The sequence below is a fragment of the Pseudomonas sp. GW822-FHT03F08 genome, from assembly GCF_058801265.1.
Genome location: NZ_JBXANC010000008.1, coordinates 144,319 through 160,403, shown reverse-complemented (window position 1 = coordinate 160,403; position 16,085 = coordinate 144,319). Strand labels below are relative to the sequence as shown.

Here is a 16,085-nt window from a genome sequence, read left to right as displayed (position 1 = left end):
CGTAATAAACAGCCTGAAACAATTAATCCCCTGCTCCGGTACGCCGGAAAAAGCCTTCCGCCACCCCTGACATGAACGCAGGTCTGGGCCTCAGGCATTTCGCCGTGATCGCACAGCCGTTCGACAGCGGATCAGCTTCGCGTTTAAAAGGGCGATCAGACAGCCCACCCTTGGTATCATCGCGCACACTTTTATGAAGGTTTGATGGCTGGAAGGTCTTTTTTGTGAGCGCTCTTTTTCAACGGCTTCGGCACCCCGACGCCCGTCTTCTCTCTCTGGTTTTTCTGGTACTGATCGTACCGGTGTGCCTGCGTGCGGCACTCGGCTGGTCGAGCCTGTTCGGCTATCTTTCCGACCTGGCCATCGGCAGCCTGCTGGTGGTCCTGCTGCATCGCCGGCCGTGGTGGCTGGGGCTGCCGGTGCTGGTGTTCTGGGGCTTGCTGGCAGTGGCGACAGCTGAACTGGTCAGCGCGGTCGGGCGCCTGCCCAATCCCCAGGACCTGCATTACCTGATCGACCCGCAATTCGTGGAGAACTCCACCGGCGGCGGTTTTGCCCATCCGGCGGTGGCCGGCACATTGCTGCTGGCCCTGCTGCTGTGGCTGGCGACGCAGTGGGCAAACCGCGCGACTCCCGCCCCGGCCCTGCCCCGCGCGGCGTGGACGGCACCGGTGTTGCTGTTCGCCGCCCATTGGGGCGCACAAAACCTTTCGCCGAGCGACGCCGACCCATGGCGCCTGTACAACCTGCCGCATCAGTTGCTCGCCGCGCAGGTCGCCGACGCACAAATGCAGGCCGAGGAATGGCTGGAAGGTGGCAGCGAAGCACCAGCGCCCTCGATGGCCGGACTCACCGACCTCGACCTGAATGGTCACTCGTTACTGGCAGCCAAAGGTCAGGCGCGCAATGTCCTGATCGTCACCGTCGAGGGCATTCCCGGCGCCTACATCCGCGCCAATCGCGAGGCGATCGGCAGCCATTATCAGGAAGACCTGATGCCCAAGCTCAGCCGCTGGGCCGAGCGCGGCATGAACACGCCGGACTACGTGCTGCACACGCACCAGACCATTCGCGGCCTGTACGCCATGCTCTGCGGCGATTACGACAAGTTGAACAACGGCACGCCCAAAGGCGTGGAAATGCTGACCCAGAACGAACGCAACCAGGCCTGCCTGCCGGCCCAATTGCGCCAGAACGGCTTCAGCACTCACTACCTGCAAGGCGCCGGCCTGCGCTTCATGGCCAAAGACAAGATCATGCCGCACATCGGCTTCGATGCGACCCATGGCCTTGAGTGGTTCACCAACGCCAACTACCTGGAATTCCCGTGGGGCAAGGACGACAAGGCGTTCTTCGAAGGCGCGCTGGGTTACGTCGGCCAACTGAAGAAACAGAAAAAGCCGTGGATGCTGACCCTGCTGACCGTCGGCACCCATCAGCCCTACTCCGCTCCGGAAGATTACCTGCAACGCTACGACACGCCGAAACAAGCCGCCGTCGGCTATCTGGACGACGCCCTGGACCAGTTCCTCAGCGGTCTCGAACGTCAGGGCGTGTTGAAAGACACGCTGGTGGTGATCACGTCGGACGAATCCCATGGCATCGATGGAGTGCGCCTGGCGTCGTCCTGGGGATTCAACCTGACCCTGGCGCCGGAACAGGCCCAGTTGCCCTACCTGAACGCAGGGGTCTACGGACATGTCGATTTGAGCGCATCGATTCTCGACTACTTTGACCTGCCGGTGCCCGCCGCACTCAGCGGCCGCTCGCTGTTTCGCGACTACGACACCGGGCGCGAAATCATGTCGTTCACCAACGGCAAGCTGCGCTACCACGACGGCCACGGCATCCTGACCGAATGCGACATGCCGCGACGTTGCCGCGCTTACGCCAGCGAAGGTTTCATCGCTGAAAGCGCGACATTCAAGGGCAATGCCAGCGGCCAGAATGCCCGTCAGATTGCGGCCCGCGCCGATGCGCTGGACCTGTCGCTGCTGCGCACCCCGCTGAACCAGCGCTATCAGTTCGGCAGCGACAACATCATCCCGCTGCAAGCTCAGATCAAGGATGACTGGGCCGACAACCTGATCGGCGCGCAATACCTGGAAATGCCCAAGGGCTCGCACACCCGCGTGCGTCTGACCGTGCGCTCGATGGATCCGCAGCAGGCGGCGTACATCCAGCTCAAGGCCAAGGAGTTCGAACAGGACGTGCAACTCGGCCTGCCTTCGGAAATGGTCGCCACGGCGGACCAGCCGCTGGAAATGGATTTCAGCTTCGACAACCCGCAACCGCGCAAGGCCTTCTCGTTCCATTTGCTGGGTTATGGGCTGGGGGCGGTGGAGGTCACGGATTTCAGCGTGATCACCGAGCTGCCGGGGCAACAGGATCTGCGGGAGGAACTCCCGGAAGACGACACCGCTCAGTCGAGCTGATGTCGACGCCAGCGTCGCGCGGTTCGCGGGACGCTGGCGCAAGATCGCGGGGAACGATCAGAACGTGGTGCGCAGCCCGACCTGAATGCTTCGCCCTTCTGCCGGCGCAATGTCGCGCAGGATCGAGCTGGCGTAGCGCACAGTCTGGTTGGTCAGGTTCTCGGCATTGACGAAGGCCAGCCATTTGCTCTGGCCGACATCAAAGTGATACCCCACATTCGCACCCAGCGTGGTGTAGCCATCGGTGCTGCTTTCATTGTCCGGCACCCGATGCTGGGAGCTGGCGTGCTCCACATCGATCCGCGCCTGCCAGCGATCCAGCTCCCAGAGCAGACCGGTGTTCAACCGCAGCGGCGCAATGCGCGGCAGATCCTGACCGTTGTCGAGGTTCTTGGCGCGGGTGTAGTCGCCCGACAATTCCAGCGCGAACTTGCCGTAGGCGCTCTCGCCGAGCTGCCAGCGATCCTGGGCCTCGATACCGCTGAAGCGCGCACGGACACCGGAATAGGCGTATTCGGGAATTCCGCCCGCGTCCTCTTCCCCTTCGTCATTGAGCGTACGCCCGGTGCCGAGCAAGCCGATGTAATTGGAGAAGTGGCTGTAGAACACGCCCACGCTGCCCTTGTGCGTGCCATTGTCAAAACGCAGCGCCAGATCGCTGGAGACGGCTTTTTCCTTCGACAGGCCCGCATCCCCGACTTCATACGTACCGGTCGCGACGTGGGCACCGTTGGCATACAGCTCGTAGAACGTCGGCGCCCGTTCGGTGTAGCCCAGTGTGGCGGCGACCGACCAGATCGGCGTCAGTGTGTACACCGCGCCGGACGACAGGCTGCCGGCGGTGAAACTGCTGGAGCGGTCGGCATTGGCGAAACGCTCGTTGCCTTTGGCGTCCGGGTCGACCGTGGTGTGCTCCAGGCGACCACCAAGGGTGAACAGCAGACGATCCGTGGCTTGCAGCTCTTCCAGAACGAACAGTGCACCGGCGTTGGTGTCGGTCTGCGGCACGAAGGCTTCTTCACCCAGCGCCGAGAATTCATTGCGACTGACCTGTGCGCCGATCACCCCGTTGAACGGCCCCAACGGCTGGTGCCGGGCTTCGACCCGCGCTTCGTAGCCCTTGTTCTTGAACGTGGTGCCCACCTCACCGCCCTCGATCTCACGGTGCTGGTAATCGGTGTAGCCGGCGTCGAACTTGACCGAGCTGAACGGGCCGTCGAGGTTGCGGATTTCCGAGGCGAACGCGTAGTGCTCCTGCTGCATGCGAATCCGCACGTCGTCTTCGGCCGGTGAGCCGTAATTGGAGTCGTAATTGCTGTACGACAGCCCCGCATAACCGTCGTCCCAAGTGTAAGACCCGCCCACCGCGCCGCCGTCCTGACGACCGTCGCTATTGGCCAGACGATGCTTGCTGGAATCGCCATCGTCGCCCGCCCGTTCGCGGCTGCTTTTGGCGTAGCCGGGGATTTTCAGGTCATTGAACTCGCGGGCGCTGGCGTCCAGGTGCAAGGCGAACTGGCCGTTGCCGGCCTCGAGTTTCCCCGCGCTGCTGCGGGTGGTGTCGGCGCCGCCGTAGCGCAGCTCGCCGGCGCCGTGGATGCCGTCGATGGCTTCGGTCGGGATGCGGTTGTCGAAGGTGTTGACCACCCCGCCAATCGCGCTGCCGCCGTAGAGCAACGCGGCCGGGCCACGGACGATTTCGATGCGTTCGACGTTGACCGGATCCAGTGGCACCGCGTGGTCGTAGGACAGCGACGAGGCGTCGAGCGCGCCGACGCCGTTGCGCAGAATGCGAATGCGGTCGCCGTCCTGCCCGCGAATGATCGGGCGACTGGCGCCCGGCCCGAAGTAGGACGACGACACGCCCGGCTGTTTGTTCAGGGTTTCGCCCAGGCTGCCCTTCTGCTGCAGCGTCAGCTCATCGCCGCTCAACACAGTCGAGGGCGAAGCCAGGCTCTGGCTGCCCAGCGGATTGCCGGTGATGACTTGCGGTTGCAGTTCGAGGGGTTCGGCGGCGAATGCGGGCAATGCGATCAGCAACGCAGACGCCAACAGGCTTGGCTGGAAAGAGGGAAAACGGGAAGGCATTTCTAAATTCCGTAAGGCAGAAAAGTAAGGATCGATGCCACTGCCACACGGACAGGTCAGTGACATCGATCAGATGAAATCATTTTTATGTTATACAATAACATTTCCAATGACCATCACGATTCTTGCCTCAATGCTTACAACAACCGCTCAAGCACGGGTCTTCCAAAGGAGCACCCGGTCATTTCCCCCTTTTCGGTCTGCCGTCATCAATGTCGTAGGTGTGCCCGATCACGTACCTTCCCAAAGGCACCGCGCCACGACTCTGCTCGTAGTATTTCTGCCAGTAACAGGCCGTGCTCCAGATCGCTTCGGGGCAGGAAACCTTTGAAGCCAGGCCCGGCGTCAGGTCAAGTTGAGCGGCGGAAAACGCCACCTCCAGCATGCACGCCGAAGGGAAACCCATGTCTTCGTGCACCGGATTGGGGGTTCGCGAAACACCCCAGGCATACGCCAGCCATTTGAGAATGTGCTCCAGGGCATCGAGGCTGTTGCGATCGATCATGAACCTTTTCAGCTTCGACACCACGTCGCGCTGATCGACCGGAAATGCCAGCAACGCCAAATTCGGCCATTCGTCCTTGTTCGACAGAAACGCCAGATCTTCCTCCACCACACCGTTGCGCTCGGTCGCGAACGGTCTGGCCGGCTGGATCAAAGGCACGTGAAAGACCTTGGCGCCTGACAAGCCGTCATCCTTGATCTTGAGCAGAAAGCAGTCGGACCAATAGGACGGCAACCGGTCATTACGCAGGGCCGACTGGGCAATGCGCACCCGCGTGGCCAGTTGATCCTTGCCCCCGGCCAGCACGAGCAAGGTGGTTTTCTTCAGATCCGGCTGGCCGAGGTCCTTGAACGCACGCTCCAGCCACCCATCGTTACTCTCACTCCGGCGGCGCTCCTGCTCGACGATCTCCGGGTTGCGTCCGCTTCCACTGCGATTTTTCAACATGGTTTTTACCTCTTGAGTCGAACCTGTGCAAAACGTGGTCAATGCCGAGGGGTGAGACGAATCGTCTCCAGAGCGCGAGGCGACAGGTTGCCGCCATCCAGCGGGTACAAGGTGATGTTCATGTCGACACTGCCACCTCCCCGCAAAAAGTTGATCGTCAGGACGACGTTGCCTGAGTAATGGTCGACCCATTTCGTCTGGAAGCGTTTGGCGTCCAGATCCGTAACCGGTGGGTCGGCCTTGGTCGGCGGTCCATCGATCTGGCAAACCGGCGAGCTGACCACTTCAAACAGGCATTCCTGTCCGGTCTTGGTCCAGGTTGCTCTGGAGATGGTGCTGTAATGCACATCGCCACTGAGAAACACCACCGGGATGCCCGCCTCGCAGACCGTGCGCAGCACTCGAAGGATGATGCCGAACTGCGCGTAGCTCTGCAGATCCGAGTCCGCCCATTCGGAGTACCAGGGCGGCGCCTTGGAAAACAGCGTCTGTCCGGCGGCCAGTACGCCGATGGTCAGTTTGCCGGCGCGGTGATCGTTCAGCAGGTCGTTTTGCCACTGCACCAGATCGTCTTCGGTGGCCTTGCTCATCAAACCGTACCGGCCATCGTAAGCCCCGCCCGGATCGCGATCCGAACGGGTGTCGAGCAAAATCATGCGCAGCGGATCGACCTCGATTCGCTGCGCGCCTTGATGGGATGCGGGGTCACCGCCCAGTTGAAAGTCCTCATACAGATTGCGCCCGGCACTGGCGAGCATCTGCCGGCTCTGCGCGGTATAGGTGCAAGGCAGCCAGGGCGAGAAATGCGGCGCGTTGTTCCAGTATTCGTGATCGTCGGGAATGCAGGCCGTGGGCGCCAGTTGCAACAGCGGGTCCAGTCCGTTGATCTGCTTTTCCCTCGAGAGCCAGTGCTTAGCGTACTTGTCGCCCAGCATCCGTGAGAGCGCCGGTTCGTTTCCCGGAAGGTCTTCGTGAAGCGGCAAATCCAGGTACACCTGATCACCGGCCAGCAACACCATGTCCGGGCGCGATTTGAGGCGCGATTGCAGGCTGGCGAGCGCGCCTTTGTCGTTCTTCTGGTAATAACAGGAGGCCAGCAGCATTGTGAAACCGCCGGCAAACGGTTCGGTCACCCGGGCGGGCATCTCCCGCAAGCGAACGGACGACGTTTCTCCCGCCAGGCTGACAACCACCACATGATCCCCGGCCCCCGGCGATTGCAGCTCGAAAACGCCCTGATGATTGGCTGGACTGTTGCCGGAACCGGCCTGGCGCTGCTTGTCGCGCACCTCGAAGAACACCGCCGGGCCCACCGTCGCAGCCGGCGTACCGTCGATGGTGAATCGGGGAACCGGCGGATTGATTACGCCAAAGGCACCCACCCAGACCCGGAATATCCCCGGTGGGCCGATCAAAGGACGGGCAGAGAGCATCATGCGAACCTCCTGGTCATCACGTCGGGTGTCCCGAACCGCGCTGCGTCTTGCTGATATCAGCGTAGTAGCAAATCCGTCGAAGCAACCGGTAAAAGACTTTACCTATCAGGCACCAATAGTCGGCCTATTAGCTGACATTCCCAGTCGGGTCTAGCCTTACTAATCCGAAGTCGGCACGAGCCGGCCGCAGAAGACCTGATAAGGACCCGAACATGGCAAATGAATCGAAATGCCCGTTCAATCACGCCGCCGGCGGTGGCACGACGAACCGCGATTGGTGGCCGAATCAACTGAACCTGAAAATCCTGAGTCAGCACTCGCCCGCCTCCGATCCGCTGGGCCAGGACTTCGACTACGCCAAGGCTTTCAAAAGCCTGGATTTCCAGGCCCTGAAACGCGACCTGACGGCGCTGATGACCGACTCCCAGGACTGGTGGCCTGCCGACTTCGGCCACTACGGCCCGCTCTTCATCCGCATGGCCTGGCACAGCGCCGGCACCTATCGCACCGCTGACGGCCGTGGCGGCGCCGGCTCCGGCCAGCAACGCTTCGCCCCGCTCAACAGCTGGCCGGACAACGTCAGCCTCGACAAGGCCCGGCGCCTGCTGTGGCCGATCAAACAGAAATATGGCCGCAACATTTCCTGGGCCGACCTAATCGTCCTCACCGGCAACGTCGCGCTGGAATCCATGGGCTTCAAGACCTTCGGTTTCTCCGGCGGCCGGCCCGATGTGTGGGAGCCGGACGAAGACGTCTACTGGGGTTCGGAAAACAAATGGCTGGGCGGTGACACCCGTTACGGCAAACACCCCGAAGCCATGCAGGATCCGGGCGACGGCACCCTCGTCGCCGAACCCGCCGAGCACGGCCATGAACAGAGCCGCACCAACCAGGGCGAACGCAATCTGGAAAACCCGCTCGCCGCCGTGCAGATGGGCCTGATCTACGTGAACCCGGAAGGCCCCGAAGGCAATCCCGATCCGGTGGCCTCGGCCCGAGACATCCGCGAAACCTTCGCCCGCATGGCCATGAACGACGAAGAAACCGTCGCCCTGATTGCCGGTGGCCACGCCTTCGGCAAGACCCACGGCGCCGGCCCTGCCGATAACGTCGGGCCGGAACCGGAAGCCGCCGGCCTGGAAGAACAAGGCCTGGGCTGGAAAAGCACCTTCGGCACCGGTAAGGGTGGCGACACCATCACCAGCGGCCTGGAAGTGACCTGGACCACCACCCCGACCCAATGGAGCAACAACTACCTGGAAAACCTGTTCGGCTTCGAGTGGGAACTGACCAAGAGCCCGGCCGGCGCCCACCAGTGGAAACCGAAAAACGGCGCCGGGGCCGGCACCATTCCCCATGCTCATGACCCGAACAAGCGCATCGACCCGACCATGCTCACCTCCGACCTGGCCCTGCGCTTCGACCCGGCCTACGAGAAGATCTCACGGCGCTTCCTGGCCAATCCCGATCAACTGGCCGACGCCTTCGCCCGCGCCTGGTACAAGCTGATCCACCGCGATATGGGCCCGCTGTCACGCTATCTCGGCCCGGAAATGCCACAGGAAGAGTTGCTGTGGCAAGACCCGATCCCCGAGGCCAACCATCCACTGGTCGACGACAGCGATATCAGGGCACTGAAAGGCAAAGTGCTGGCGTCGGGGCTGTCCGTTTCGGAACTGGTCTCCACCGCCTGGGCGTCCGCGTCCACCTTCCGTGGTTCGGACAAACGCGGCGGCGCCAACGGCGGACGTCTGCGTCTGGCACCGCAACGCTTCTGGCAGGCCAACCAACCCGAACAACTGGACAAGGTGCTCAAAGCCCTCGAAGGCATTCAGAACGAGTTCAACGCCGGGGCGTCGGGCAAGAAAGTCTCGCTGGCGGACCTGATCGTGCTGGCCGGCAATGCCGGGGTCGAACAGGCGGCGAAAAACGCCGGGCATTCGGTCACAGTGCCCTTCTCGCCCGGCCGTACCGATGCGACTCAGGAGCAGACCGACGTCGAGTCGTTCGGCTTCCTTGAACCGCACACCGACGGCTTCCGCAACTACGCCGCCAACACTTACCGCGTACCGGCCGAAGCGTTGCTGATCGACAAGGCACAACTGCTGACGCTCTCGGCGCCGGAACTGACGGTACTGGTCGGTGGCCTGCGCGTGCTGGACACCAACGTCGGCAAGACGAAGCACGGGGTGTTCACCGACAAACCCGGCACCCTGACCAACGACTTCTTCCGCAACTTGCTGGACATGGGCGTGGAGTGGAAACCAACGTCCAAAGCGGCGGATGAGTTCGAAGGTCGCGATCGCAAGACCGGCGGCGTGAAATGGACGGCAACCCGGGTCGATCTGGTGTTCGGTTCCAACGCGGTACTGCGCGCACTGGCGGAGGTGTATGCCAGTTCCGATGCGAAGGAACAGTTCGTCAACGACTTCGTTGCCGCGTGGGCGAAGGTGATGGACCTGGATCGGTTTGATTTGCGCCCATAAGGGCTTTTTACCCACCCACAAAAACGCCGCTCATTGAGCGGCGTTTTTTATTGCCCTGAAAAGACTTCAGGCAAGGCTTTTGCTGACCACCTCGTACACATCGCTGGACAACTGACCCGACGCCAGAATCCGCTCCAGCTCCGCTTTCATCAACGCCTGACGAGCGCTGTCGTACTTGCGCCAGCGAGTCAACGGCGCCAATTGGCGCGAAGCGATCTGCGGGTTGAAGCCGTTCAGCTCGATCACCAGATCCGCGAGGAAGCGATAGCCCGAACCATCCGCCGCGTGGAAGTTGATCAGGTTCTGCCCGGCGAAGGCACCGACCAGTGCACGCACCTTGTTCGGGTTCTTGATGTTGAACGCCGGGTGCTGCATCAGGGCTTTGACCCGTGCCAGACCGCCCGGCAAGGTGCTGCCGGCCTGCACGCTGAACCATTGATCCATGACCAGCGGGTTGTCCTTGAAGTGCTCGGCGAAACTGGCCAGCGCCTTGGCCTTCTCGTCTTCGAACGGAGAGTTGACCAGCACCGCCAGCGCGGTGAGGCGCTCGGTCATGTTGTCACAGGCGTCGAACTGCTCCAGTGTTGCCGCCAGCACTTCTGGCTTGCCGCTGAGCATCAGGTACGACAGCGCGATGTTCTGCAGCGCGCGACGGGCGAAATGCTCGGCTTCGGCCACGTACGGGGTCTTTTTCGACAGCTCGCGGTTGGCCTGATAACGCTGCCACAGGGCTTCGAACAGGTTGTCCGCCAGTTGCTGACGAGCAAATTCGCGAGCGGTGTGGATCGCCTCGACATCGGCGGTTTCGCTGATTTCGGTCAGGTACGCCTCGCTTGGCAGCGAGAGCATTTCCGCGACCATCGCCTGATCCAGCGTCTGGTCAGCCAGCACAGTGCGCAGAGCGGAAATCAGACGTGGATCGAGCACCAGGCTTTCGCCCTTCTGCTGTTGGCCGATCAACTCTTGCAGCACCTGCACCGACAGTTGCTGACCGGCATCCCAGCGGTTGAAACCGTCGCTGTCGTGCTGCATCAGGAACATCAACTGGTCGCGGTTGTACGGGAAGCTCAGTTTCACCGGCGCCGAGAAACCACGCAGCAAGGACGGCAGCGGCTGTTCGGCGATGTCGACGAAGGTGAAAGTCTGCTCGGCTTCGGTTACCGAGATCACTCGGGTAGTGCCTTGGGCCGAGGCTTCACCAGCCAGACGCAGGGCGATTTCATTGCCCTTGCTGTCGAGCAGACCCAGTTCCACCGGGATCACGAACGGCAGTTTTTCAACCTTGTCCGGGGTTTCCGGGCAGCTCTGGCGGAAGGTCAGGCTGTAGGTTTTCGCGGCGGCATCGTACGACTCGCTCACCGCCAGACGCGGCGTACCGGCCTGGCTGTACCAGCGCTTGAACTGGGTCAGGTCGACGCCGTTGGCATCTTCCATGGCCTTGATGAAGTCGTCGCAGGTCACGGCCTGGCCGTCATGACGTTCAAAGTACAGATCGCTGCCCTTGCGGAAGCCTTCGGCGCCCAGCAGGGTGTGGATCATGCCGACCACTTCCGAGCCCTTTTCGTACACGGTCAGGGTGTAGAAGTTGGAAATCTCGATGAAGCTGTCCGGGCGTACGGCGTGGGCCATCGGGCCGGCATCTTCGGCGAACTGATGGGTACGCAGGTACGCCACGTCCTGAATGCGCTTGACCGTGGCCGAGTTCATGTCGGAAGAGAAACCGGCGTCGCGGAATACGGTGAAGCCTTCCTTCAGCGACAGCTGGAACCAGTCGCGGCAGGTCACGCGGTTGCCCGACCAGTTGTGGAAGTATTCGTGGGCGACGATCGCCTCGACCCGCTGATGCGCGGCGTCGGTGGCGGTTTCGGCGCGGGCCAGCACGGCGCTGGAGTTGAAGATGTTGAGGCCTTTGTTCTCCATGGCACCCATGTTGAAGTCGTTCACGGCGACGATCATGAAGATGTCCAGATCGTACTCGCGACCGTAGACCTCTTCGTCCCAGCGCATCGACTTCTTCAGGCTGTTCATGGCGTGCTGGCACTTGTCGATGTTTTCCGGCTCGACATAGATGCGCAGCGCCACGTTGCGCTCGGTCATGGTGGTGAAGCTGTCTTCAACGCACCACAAGTCACCCGCCACCAGCGCGAACAGGTAAGCCGGTTTCATGAACGGGTCTTCCCAGGTCGCCCAGTGCCGGCCGTCTTCGCCGGGGCCGCTGGCAATCGGGTTGCCGTTGGACAGCAGCACCGGATAGCTGTGCTGCTCGGCGACCACGGTGGTGGTGAACTTGCTCATCACGTCCGGGCGGTCGAGGTAATAGGTGATCTTGCGGAAGCCTTCGGCCTCGCACTGGGTGCAGAACATCGTGCCGGACTTGTACAGGCCTTCCAGTGCGGTGTTGGTTTCCGGGTGGATCCTGACGCTGGTGTCGACCGTGAAGGTTTCGCTGGCCGGCTGCAGGGTCAGGTGGTTCTCGGTCAGTTGGTAATCGTCAGCGCTCAGTTCCTGGTCTGCCAGGGTCACCGAGAGCAACTCCAGCTGCTGGCCATCGAGCACCAGCGGCGGCAGGCCCGGGCCACGGGCCGGGTTGCGGCGCATCACCAGTTGCGCGTGGACCAGACTGTGGTCCTCGAACAACTCGAAGGTCAGGTGTGTTTCATCGATCAGGTACTCGGGCGCCTGATAGTCCTTCAGGTAAATCATCTTCGGTTGTTCGGTGCGCATGCTGAAGTCCTTATTGATGCACGGCGAGCTGATAGGCCGTGTACTTGCGAATGTTGATCACGCCGGTGTCGAAGATCAGGTACTGACCCTTGATCCCCAACAGCGTGCCTTCGGCAATCGGGTTCTTGTCCAGGTTGAAGCTGACGATCTTGGCCGGGTACTGCTCGACCGGGTAACGGATTTCCAGTGGCTCGACGTCGGTCACCGGCTGAATCGCCTGCAGACCGAAACGTTCCTGCAAGCCTTGCAGACCTTCGGCGCAGCTGTCGAACAACTGATCGCGCACCTGTGCCAGATCCACCGCCGCCGCGTCGCCCTTGAGCAAGGCGCGCCAGTTGGTCTTGTCGGCCACCTGGCTGCGGAACAGGTCTTCGACGAAACCGGACTGCTGCCGCGTGGCGACGCGCATGATCGGCAGCGCCTGACTGGCACCCTGATCGAGCCAGCGGGTCGGCAGCTGGGTGGCGCGGGTGATGCCGACCTTGATCCCCGACGAATTGGCCAGGTAGACAACGTGGTCGGTCATGCAGAACTTCTCGCCCCACTCCGGTTCCCGGCAGGTACCGGCGTCAAAGTGGCAGCGCTCCGGACTCATGATGCACACGTCGCACTGGGCCAGTCTGGTCATGCACGGGTAGCAATAACCCTGACTGAAACTGGTCTTGGTCTTGCGCCCGCAATGGGTGCAGTGAATCGCCCCCAGATATTCCAGACGCACCGTCGTGCCGATCAACGGGTTGACCGGCACCTCGACGTCATCCAGACGAAACGCGTATTGCACGTTCGGCCCGTCCAGGCGCGCCGACATTTTGCTGATTGCACCGCGGCCAATCTCGATCAATGGATGGCGTCCGACTTGAACAGGATGTTCGGCACTTCGATCGACTTCGACGCGCACTCCTGCGGGCCCATGTAACCGGTGCGTTCTTCCTCGGGCAGGTTCTGCATTTCCCAGGCGATCATCGCCTGCAACGACAGTTCACGCTGCTCGGCGGTGAGTTTGCCGCCGTCGGACCATTTGCCGATCTCTACGGCCAGTTTCAGGCTCTGGTAGATATCCGGGGTGATGTTCTTGATCAGGTCGTTAAAAGAGGACATCAGGGTCTCCGTGCTCTTTATCCAAAAAATTCAGGCGGCCAGTTTACGGCGGTTATACAAACCGCCCAACAAACCGGTGAAGCATCCGATGAGTAACCCGCCGACGTGGGCGGCGTTGGCGATTTCGCCGAAACCGATCATCGAGATCAGCCCGGACATGCACACCAGCAACCACACCAGCATCATCACCAACACGCCGCGCGGCAGGCGATAGGCCGGGTTCGGCGCCAGCAGCTGGAAGATCCAGCAGTGACCGAGCAACCCGTAAAGGACGCCGGACAGACCGCCGAACAGGCTCGGGCCGCTCCACGCAAACTGCGCATAGTTCGACACCAGGCTGAACAGCAACGTCAGGCCGATCAGGTTGACGCTGCCCTGACGCGACTCGATGCGCCGCCCCAGTTCCCAGTACCACATGCCGTTCATGGCCAGGTGCAGGATGCCGAAGTGAATCAGCATCGGCGTGAACAGACGCCACCACTGCCCCGCCGCCAGGCTGTCGGCCAATGGCGTGAAGTGGATGTAGTCGCCGATTACGCGGAAATCGAGGAAGGTCAGCCAGCGCATCGTGTCGAGGTTGTCGCCCAGATACGTCAGCCCGCCGACCAGCAGACTCAGCAACAGAATGAACCCGGTGGCCTTGGCATGTTTCAGTTGCTCGGCGAAGCTCGGACGCTTGAACGTCGGCGCCACCGGAATATCCAGTTGCTGATCGGGGTCTCCTGCCGGGAAGCGCTCATACAGCGAACGCACGTCGTCGCTGATTTCCGAGGGCACCCACAGCACCTGCTCGCCCGACTCTTCGCTGACGCGGTGAGGCACCTGCATCCGTTGCAGCAGTTTGACGAAACCGCTCAGGTCCGCCGCCAATGGCAGACGCAATACCGCTACCGCGCTCATCGCAGCACCTCCGGCCGCTCGACATCGACCCAGACAAATTTATGCGGATCAAGGCGGGTTTCCTGATCCAGACGATAAGCCACCAGTTTGCCGTAGAGCACGGCGCTGTAATCCAGGCACGCGAGGTTCGGGCGGATCGGCGCCGGTTTGCCGCTGCGCCAGTAGTGGCCGACAAACAGCAAAGGCTCATCGACGCCGTAGCGCAACAGGGAATTCTTTTCGCTGGACGTCAACGGCTTCTGCGCCACCGGTTCCGGCAAGGCGTCGGGCTGGAACACGATGTCGCCGTAGGTCTGCGGATCGTCTTCCCAGAACTTGGTGCGGAAGAACGAACGCACCAGGCCGTCGCCGCTGGTCATGGTCAGGCCATCGGGCAGGCGCATGTCGGTGCCGCGCAGCAGGCGATCGAACACGGTGCAGGCGAAACTGCCCGGCACGGCCGACGCCTGGAGGAAGTGTTCATCGATGCAGCCATCGGGGAACAGCGCGCGCAACGGCTCGATCAGACCGGCGTCCCAGCAGGCATGCACGACCCGGAAGCGTCCGGCGTCGACGAACAGCGGCAGTTTGTAGAACCACTGCTGGAAGTCGTGCCAGTCGCCGGGATGGTCTTCGAACTGAGTCAGAGTTTCGTGCAGCAGACGAGCATGGCGCGGCGTGTGTTCACGCACGAACTGCTTGCCGCTGCCCGGAGGCGCCGGCGTGCTCCAGCCCAGCGCGTTGAACTCGTGGTTGCCCATGATGCACAGCGCCTGACCGGCCTCGACCATGTCGTGGACGATGTGCAGCGCCTCGCGAATCCGCGGGCCGCGGTCGATGATGTCGCCGACGAACACCGCCATACGCGAGGGGTGCCGCCAGACGCCTGCCTGTTTGTGATAGCCGAGCCGGTCGAGCAGGTGCTCAAGGGTCAGAGCGCAACCGTGCACGTCACCGATCAGGTCGTAACCACGCGCGGGATCGAGCATCACTCGCCTCCACCCCCCAAGCGGCTGCCCCAGCCGAGCTTGGTACGGCACACTTCGTAATAGTTGTGGTCGAGCGGATGGATCAGCCGCAGCTTCTGCGCTTTCTTGCTGACAGTGATGGTGTCGCCCGGCGCGCAGGTGAAGTGGTTCTGCCCGTCACAGGAAACTTGCGGGTAAATCTGCATATCTTTGGACACGACGATTTTCAGCTCACTGTTGCCATCGACCACAATCGGCCTGCTGGACAACATATGGGGATACATCGGCACGATCACAATGGCGTCGAGCTTGGGATGCATGATCGGGCCACCGGCCGACAGCGCATACGCCGTGGAACCGGTCGGTGTGGCGACGATCAGGCCGTCGGCTTTCTGGCTGCAGACGAACTGCCCGTCGATGTACAGCTCGAATTCGATCATTCGCGTCGACTTGCCGGGGTGCAGCACCACGTCGTTCAGCGCGTCGCCCTGGCCAATGGCTTCGCCGTGGCGGCGGACTTCGGCTTGCAGCAGGAAGCGGTTTTCCACCAGATAATGGCCGTCGAGCACCTTGGCGACTTCGACTTCCAGCTCATCGGGACGTATATCGGTCAGAAAGCCAAGGCTGCCACGGTTGATGCCCAGTACCGGAATATTGTGTTTGGCCAGCGCCCGGGCGGCGCCGAGCAGGCTACCGTCACCGCCGACGACGATGACCATGTCACAGACTTCGCCGAGCATCTTGCGCGAGGAAGTTTGCAGGCCATGACCGGGCAGGACTTCGGCGATCGTGTCTTCGAGGATCACGTGCAGGTGACGATCGAGCAGAAACCGTTTCAGTCGGCGGACGGTATCCAGCACCTGGGAACTGCCCAGGCGACCGATGATGCCGATATTACGAAATTGCTCCATGGGACTCCTGCGGGGGGGCTGCAACGGCGAAAACGACGATTATGGGCGAAAGCGCCGGATAGACAAAATCCTTTCAGCCCCGAGGGGGCGACCGTGTTTGAGGCTATG

11 protein-coding genes are annotated in these 16,085 nt (G+C 61.9%); 2 read left to right on the top strand and 9 right to left on the bottom strand.

The window, feature by feature from the left end; all coding sequences use genetic code 11:
- Nucleotides 1-224 precede the first annotated feature (224 nt).
- On the top strand, nucleotides 225-2,435 hold the full coding sequence (locus tag AC1RME_RS21080) for an LTA synthase family protein (RefSeq protein WP_493091708.1): 2,211 nt from the start codon (nucleotides 225-227) through the stop codon (nucleotides 2,433-2,435).
- Nucleotides 2,436-2,492: 57 nt separating this feature from the next.
- Here AC1RME_RS21080 and AC1RME_RS21075 read toward each other — a convergent pair whose 3' ends face one another.
- From AC1RME_RS21075 to AC1RME_RS21065, 3 genes are all read right to left on the bottom strand, one after another.
- Entirely contained in the window at nucleotides 2,493-4,523 is a 2,031-nt protein-coding gene (locus tag AC1RME_RS21075) for a TonB-dependent receptor (RefSeq protein WP_493073387.1), read from the bottom strand.
- Between the two features lie 181 nt (nucleotides 4,524-4,704).
- The gene (locus AC1RME_RS21070) at nucleotides 4,705-5,475 is read right to left on the bottom strand and encodes a hypothetical protein (protein WP_096820550.1); all 771 of its coding nucleotides are present in this window, start codon (nucleotides 5,473-5,475) and stop codon (nucleotides 4,705-4,707) included.
- Nucleotides 5,476-5,513: 38 nt separating this feature from the next.
- Nucleotides 5,514-6,911 (bottom strand): alkaline phosphatase D family protein, encoded by a 1,398-nt coding sequence (locus AC1RME_RS21065; RefSeq protein ID WP_096820549.1) that lies wholly within the window; start codon nucleotides 6,909-6,911, stop codon nucleotides 5,514-5,516.
- A 212-nt stretch (nucleotides 6,912-7,123) separates the two neighbouring features.
- Between AC1RME_RS21065 and katG the strand changes: the two genes are divergently transcribed.
- Nucleotides 7,124-9,397, top strand: coding sequence for a catalase/peroxidase HPI (katG, locus tag AC1RME_RS21060; RefSeq protein ID WP_493091707.1), 2,274 nt, complete (start codon nucleotides 7,124-7,126; stop codon nucleotides 9,395-9,397).
- Between the two features lie 66 nt (nucleotides 9,398-9,463).
- Here katG and pepN read toward each other — a convergent pair whose 3' ends face one another.
- From pepN to AC1RME_RS21030, 6 genes are read right to left on the bottom strand one after another with little or no spacing between them, the layout of a single operon-like run.
- Nucleotides 9,464-12,121 carry an aminopeptidase N gene (pepN, locus tag AC1RME_RS21055; RefSeq protein WP_096820547.1) on the bottom strand — a complete coding sequence of 886 codons (2,658 nt, stop codon included), beginning with the start codon at nucleotides 12,119-12,121 and terminating at the stop codon, nucleotides 9,464-9,466.
- A 10-nt stretch (nucleotides 12,122-12,131) separates the two neighbouring features.
- Entirely contained in the window at nucleotides 12,132-12,962 is an 831-nt protein-coding gene (locus tag AC1RME_RS21050; protein ID WP_192560472.1) for a DUF2797 domain-containing protein, read from the bottom strand.
- A complete protein-coding gene (locus AC1RME_RS21045; RefSeq protein WP_007956913.1) occupies nucleotides 12,959-13,219 on the bottom strand; it encodes a YeaC family protein in 261 nt (86 codons plus the stop codon). The genes AC1RME_RS21050 and AC1RME_RS21045 overlap by 4 nt, the downstream gene beginning before the upstream one ends.
- A gap of 30 nt (nucleotides 13,220-13,249) precedes the next feature.
- Nucleotides 13,250-14,119, bottom strand: a complete 870-nt coding sequence (locus tag AC1RME_RS21040) for a rhomboid family intramembrane serine protease (protein ID WP_096820545.1) — start codon at nucleotides 14,117-14,119, stop codon at nucleotides 13,250-13,252.
- Nucleotides 14,116-15,090 carry a metallophosphoesterase gene (locus tag AC1RME_RS21035; RefSeq protein WP_371858325.1) on the bottom strand — a complete coding sequence of 325 codons (975 nt, stop codon included), beginning with the start codon at nucleotides 15,088-15,090 and terminating at the stop codon, nucleotides 14,116-14,118. The genes AC1RME_RS21040 and AC1RME_RS21035 overlap by 4 nt, the downstream gene beginning before the upstream one ends.
- Nucleotides 15,087-15,977: an NAD(+) kinase gene (locus AC1RME_RS21030; RefSeq protein WP_085733063.1), complete on the bottom strand. Its 891-nt coding sequence runs from the start codon at nucleotides 15,975-15,977 to the stop codon at nucleotides 15,087-15,089. Before AC1RME_RS21030 ends, AC1RME_RS21035 begins: the two co-directional genes overlap by 4 nt.
- Nucleotides 15,978-16,085: the final 108 nt, after the last annotated feature.

Excerpts from the sequence above, each read along its gene's own strand:
- AC1RME_RS21065 (WP_096820549.1), bottom strand. The coding sequence starts at position 6,911 with ATGATGCTCTCTGCCCGTCCTTTGATCGGCCCACCGGGGATATTCCGG.
- AC1RME_RS21075 (WP_493073387.1), bottom strand. The coding sequence starts at position 4,523 with ATGCCTTCCCGTTTTCCCTCTTTCCAGCCAAGCCTGTTGGCGTCTGCG.
- AC1RME_RS21070 (WP_096820550.1), bottom strand. The coding sequence starts at position 5,475 with ATGTTGAAAAATCGCAGTGGAAGCGGACGCAACCCGGAGATCGTCGAG.
- AC1RME_RS21030 (WP_085733063.1), bottom strand. The coding sequence starts at position 15,977 with ATGGAGCAATTTCGTAATATCGGCATCATCGGTCGCCTGGGCAGTTCC.
- AC1RME_RS21040 (WP_096820545.1), bottom strand. The coding sequence starts at position 14,119 with ATGAGCGCGGTAGCGGTATTGCGTCTGCCATTGGCGGCGGACCTGAGC.
- AC1RME_RS21045 (WP_007956913.1), bottom strand. The coding sequence starts at position 13,219 with ATGTCCTCTTTTAACGACCTGATCAAGAACATCACCCCGGATATCTAC.
- katG (WP_493091707.1), top strand. The coding sequence starts at position 7,124 with ATGGCAAATGAATCGAAATGCCCGTTCAATCACGCCGCCGGCGGTGGC.
- pepN (WP_096820547.1), bottom strand. The coding sequence starts at position 12,121 with ATGCGCACCGAACAACCGAAGATGATTTACCTGAAGGACTATCAGGCG.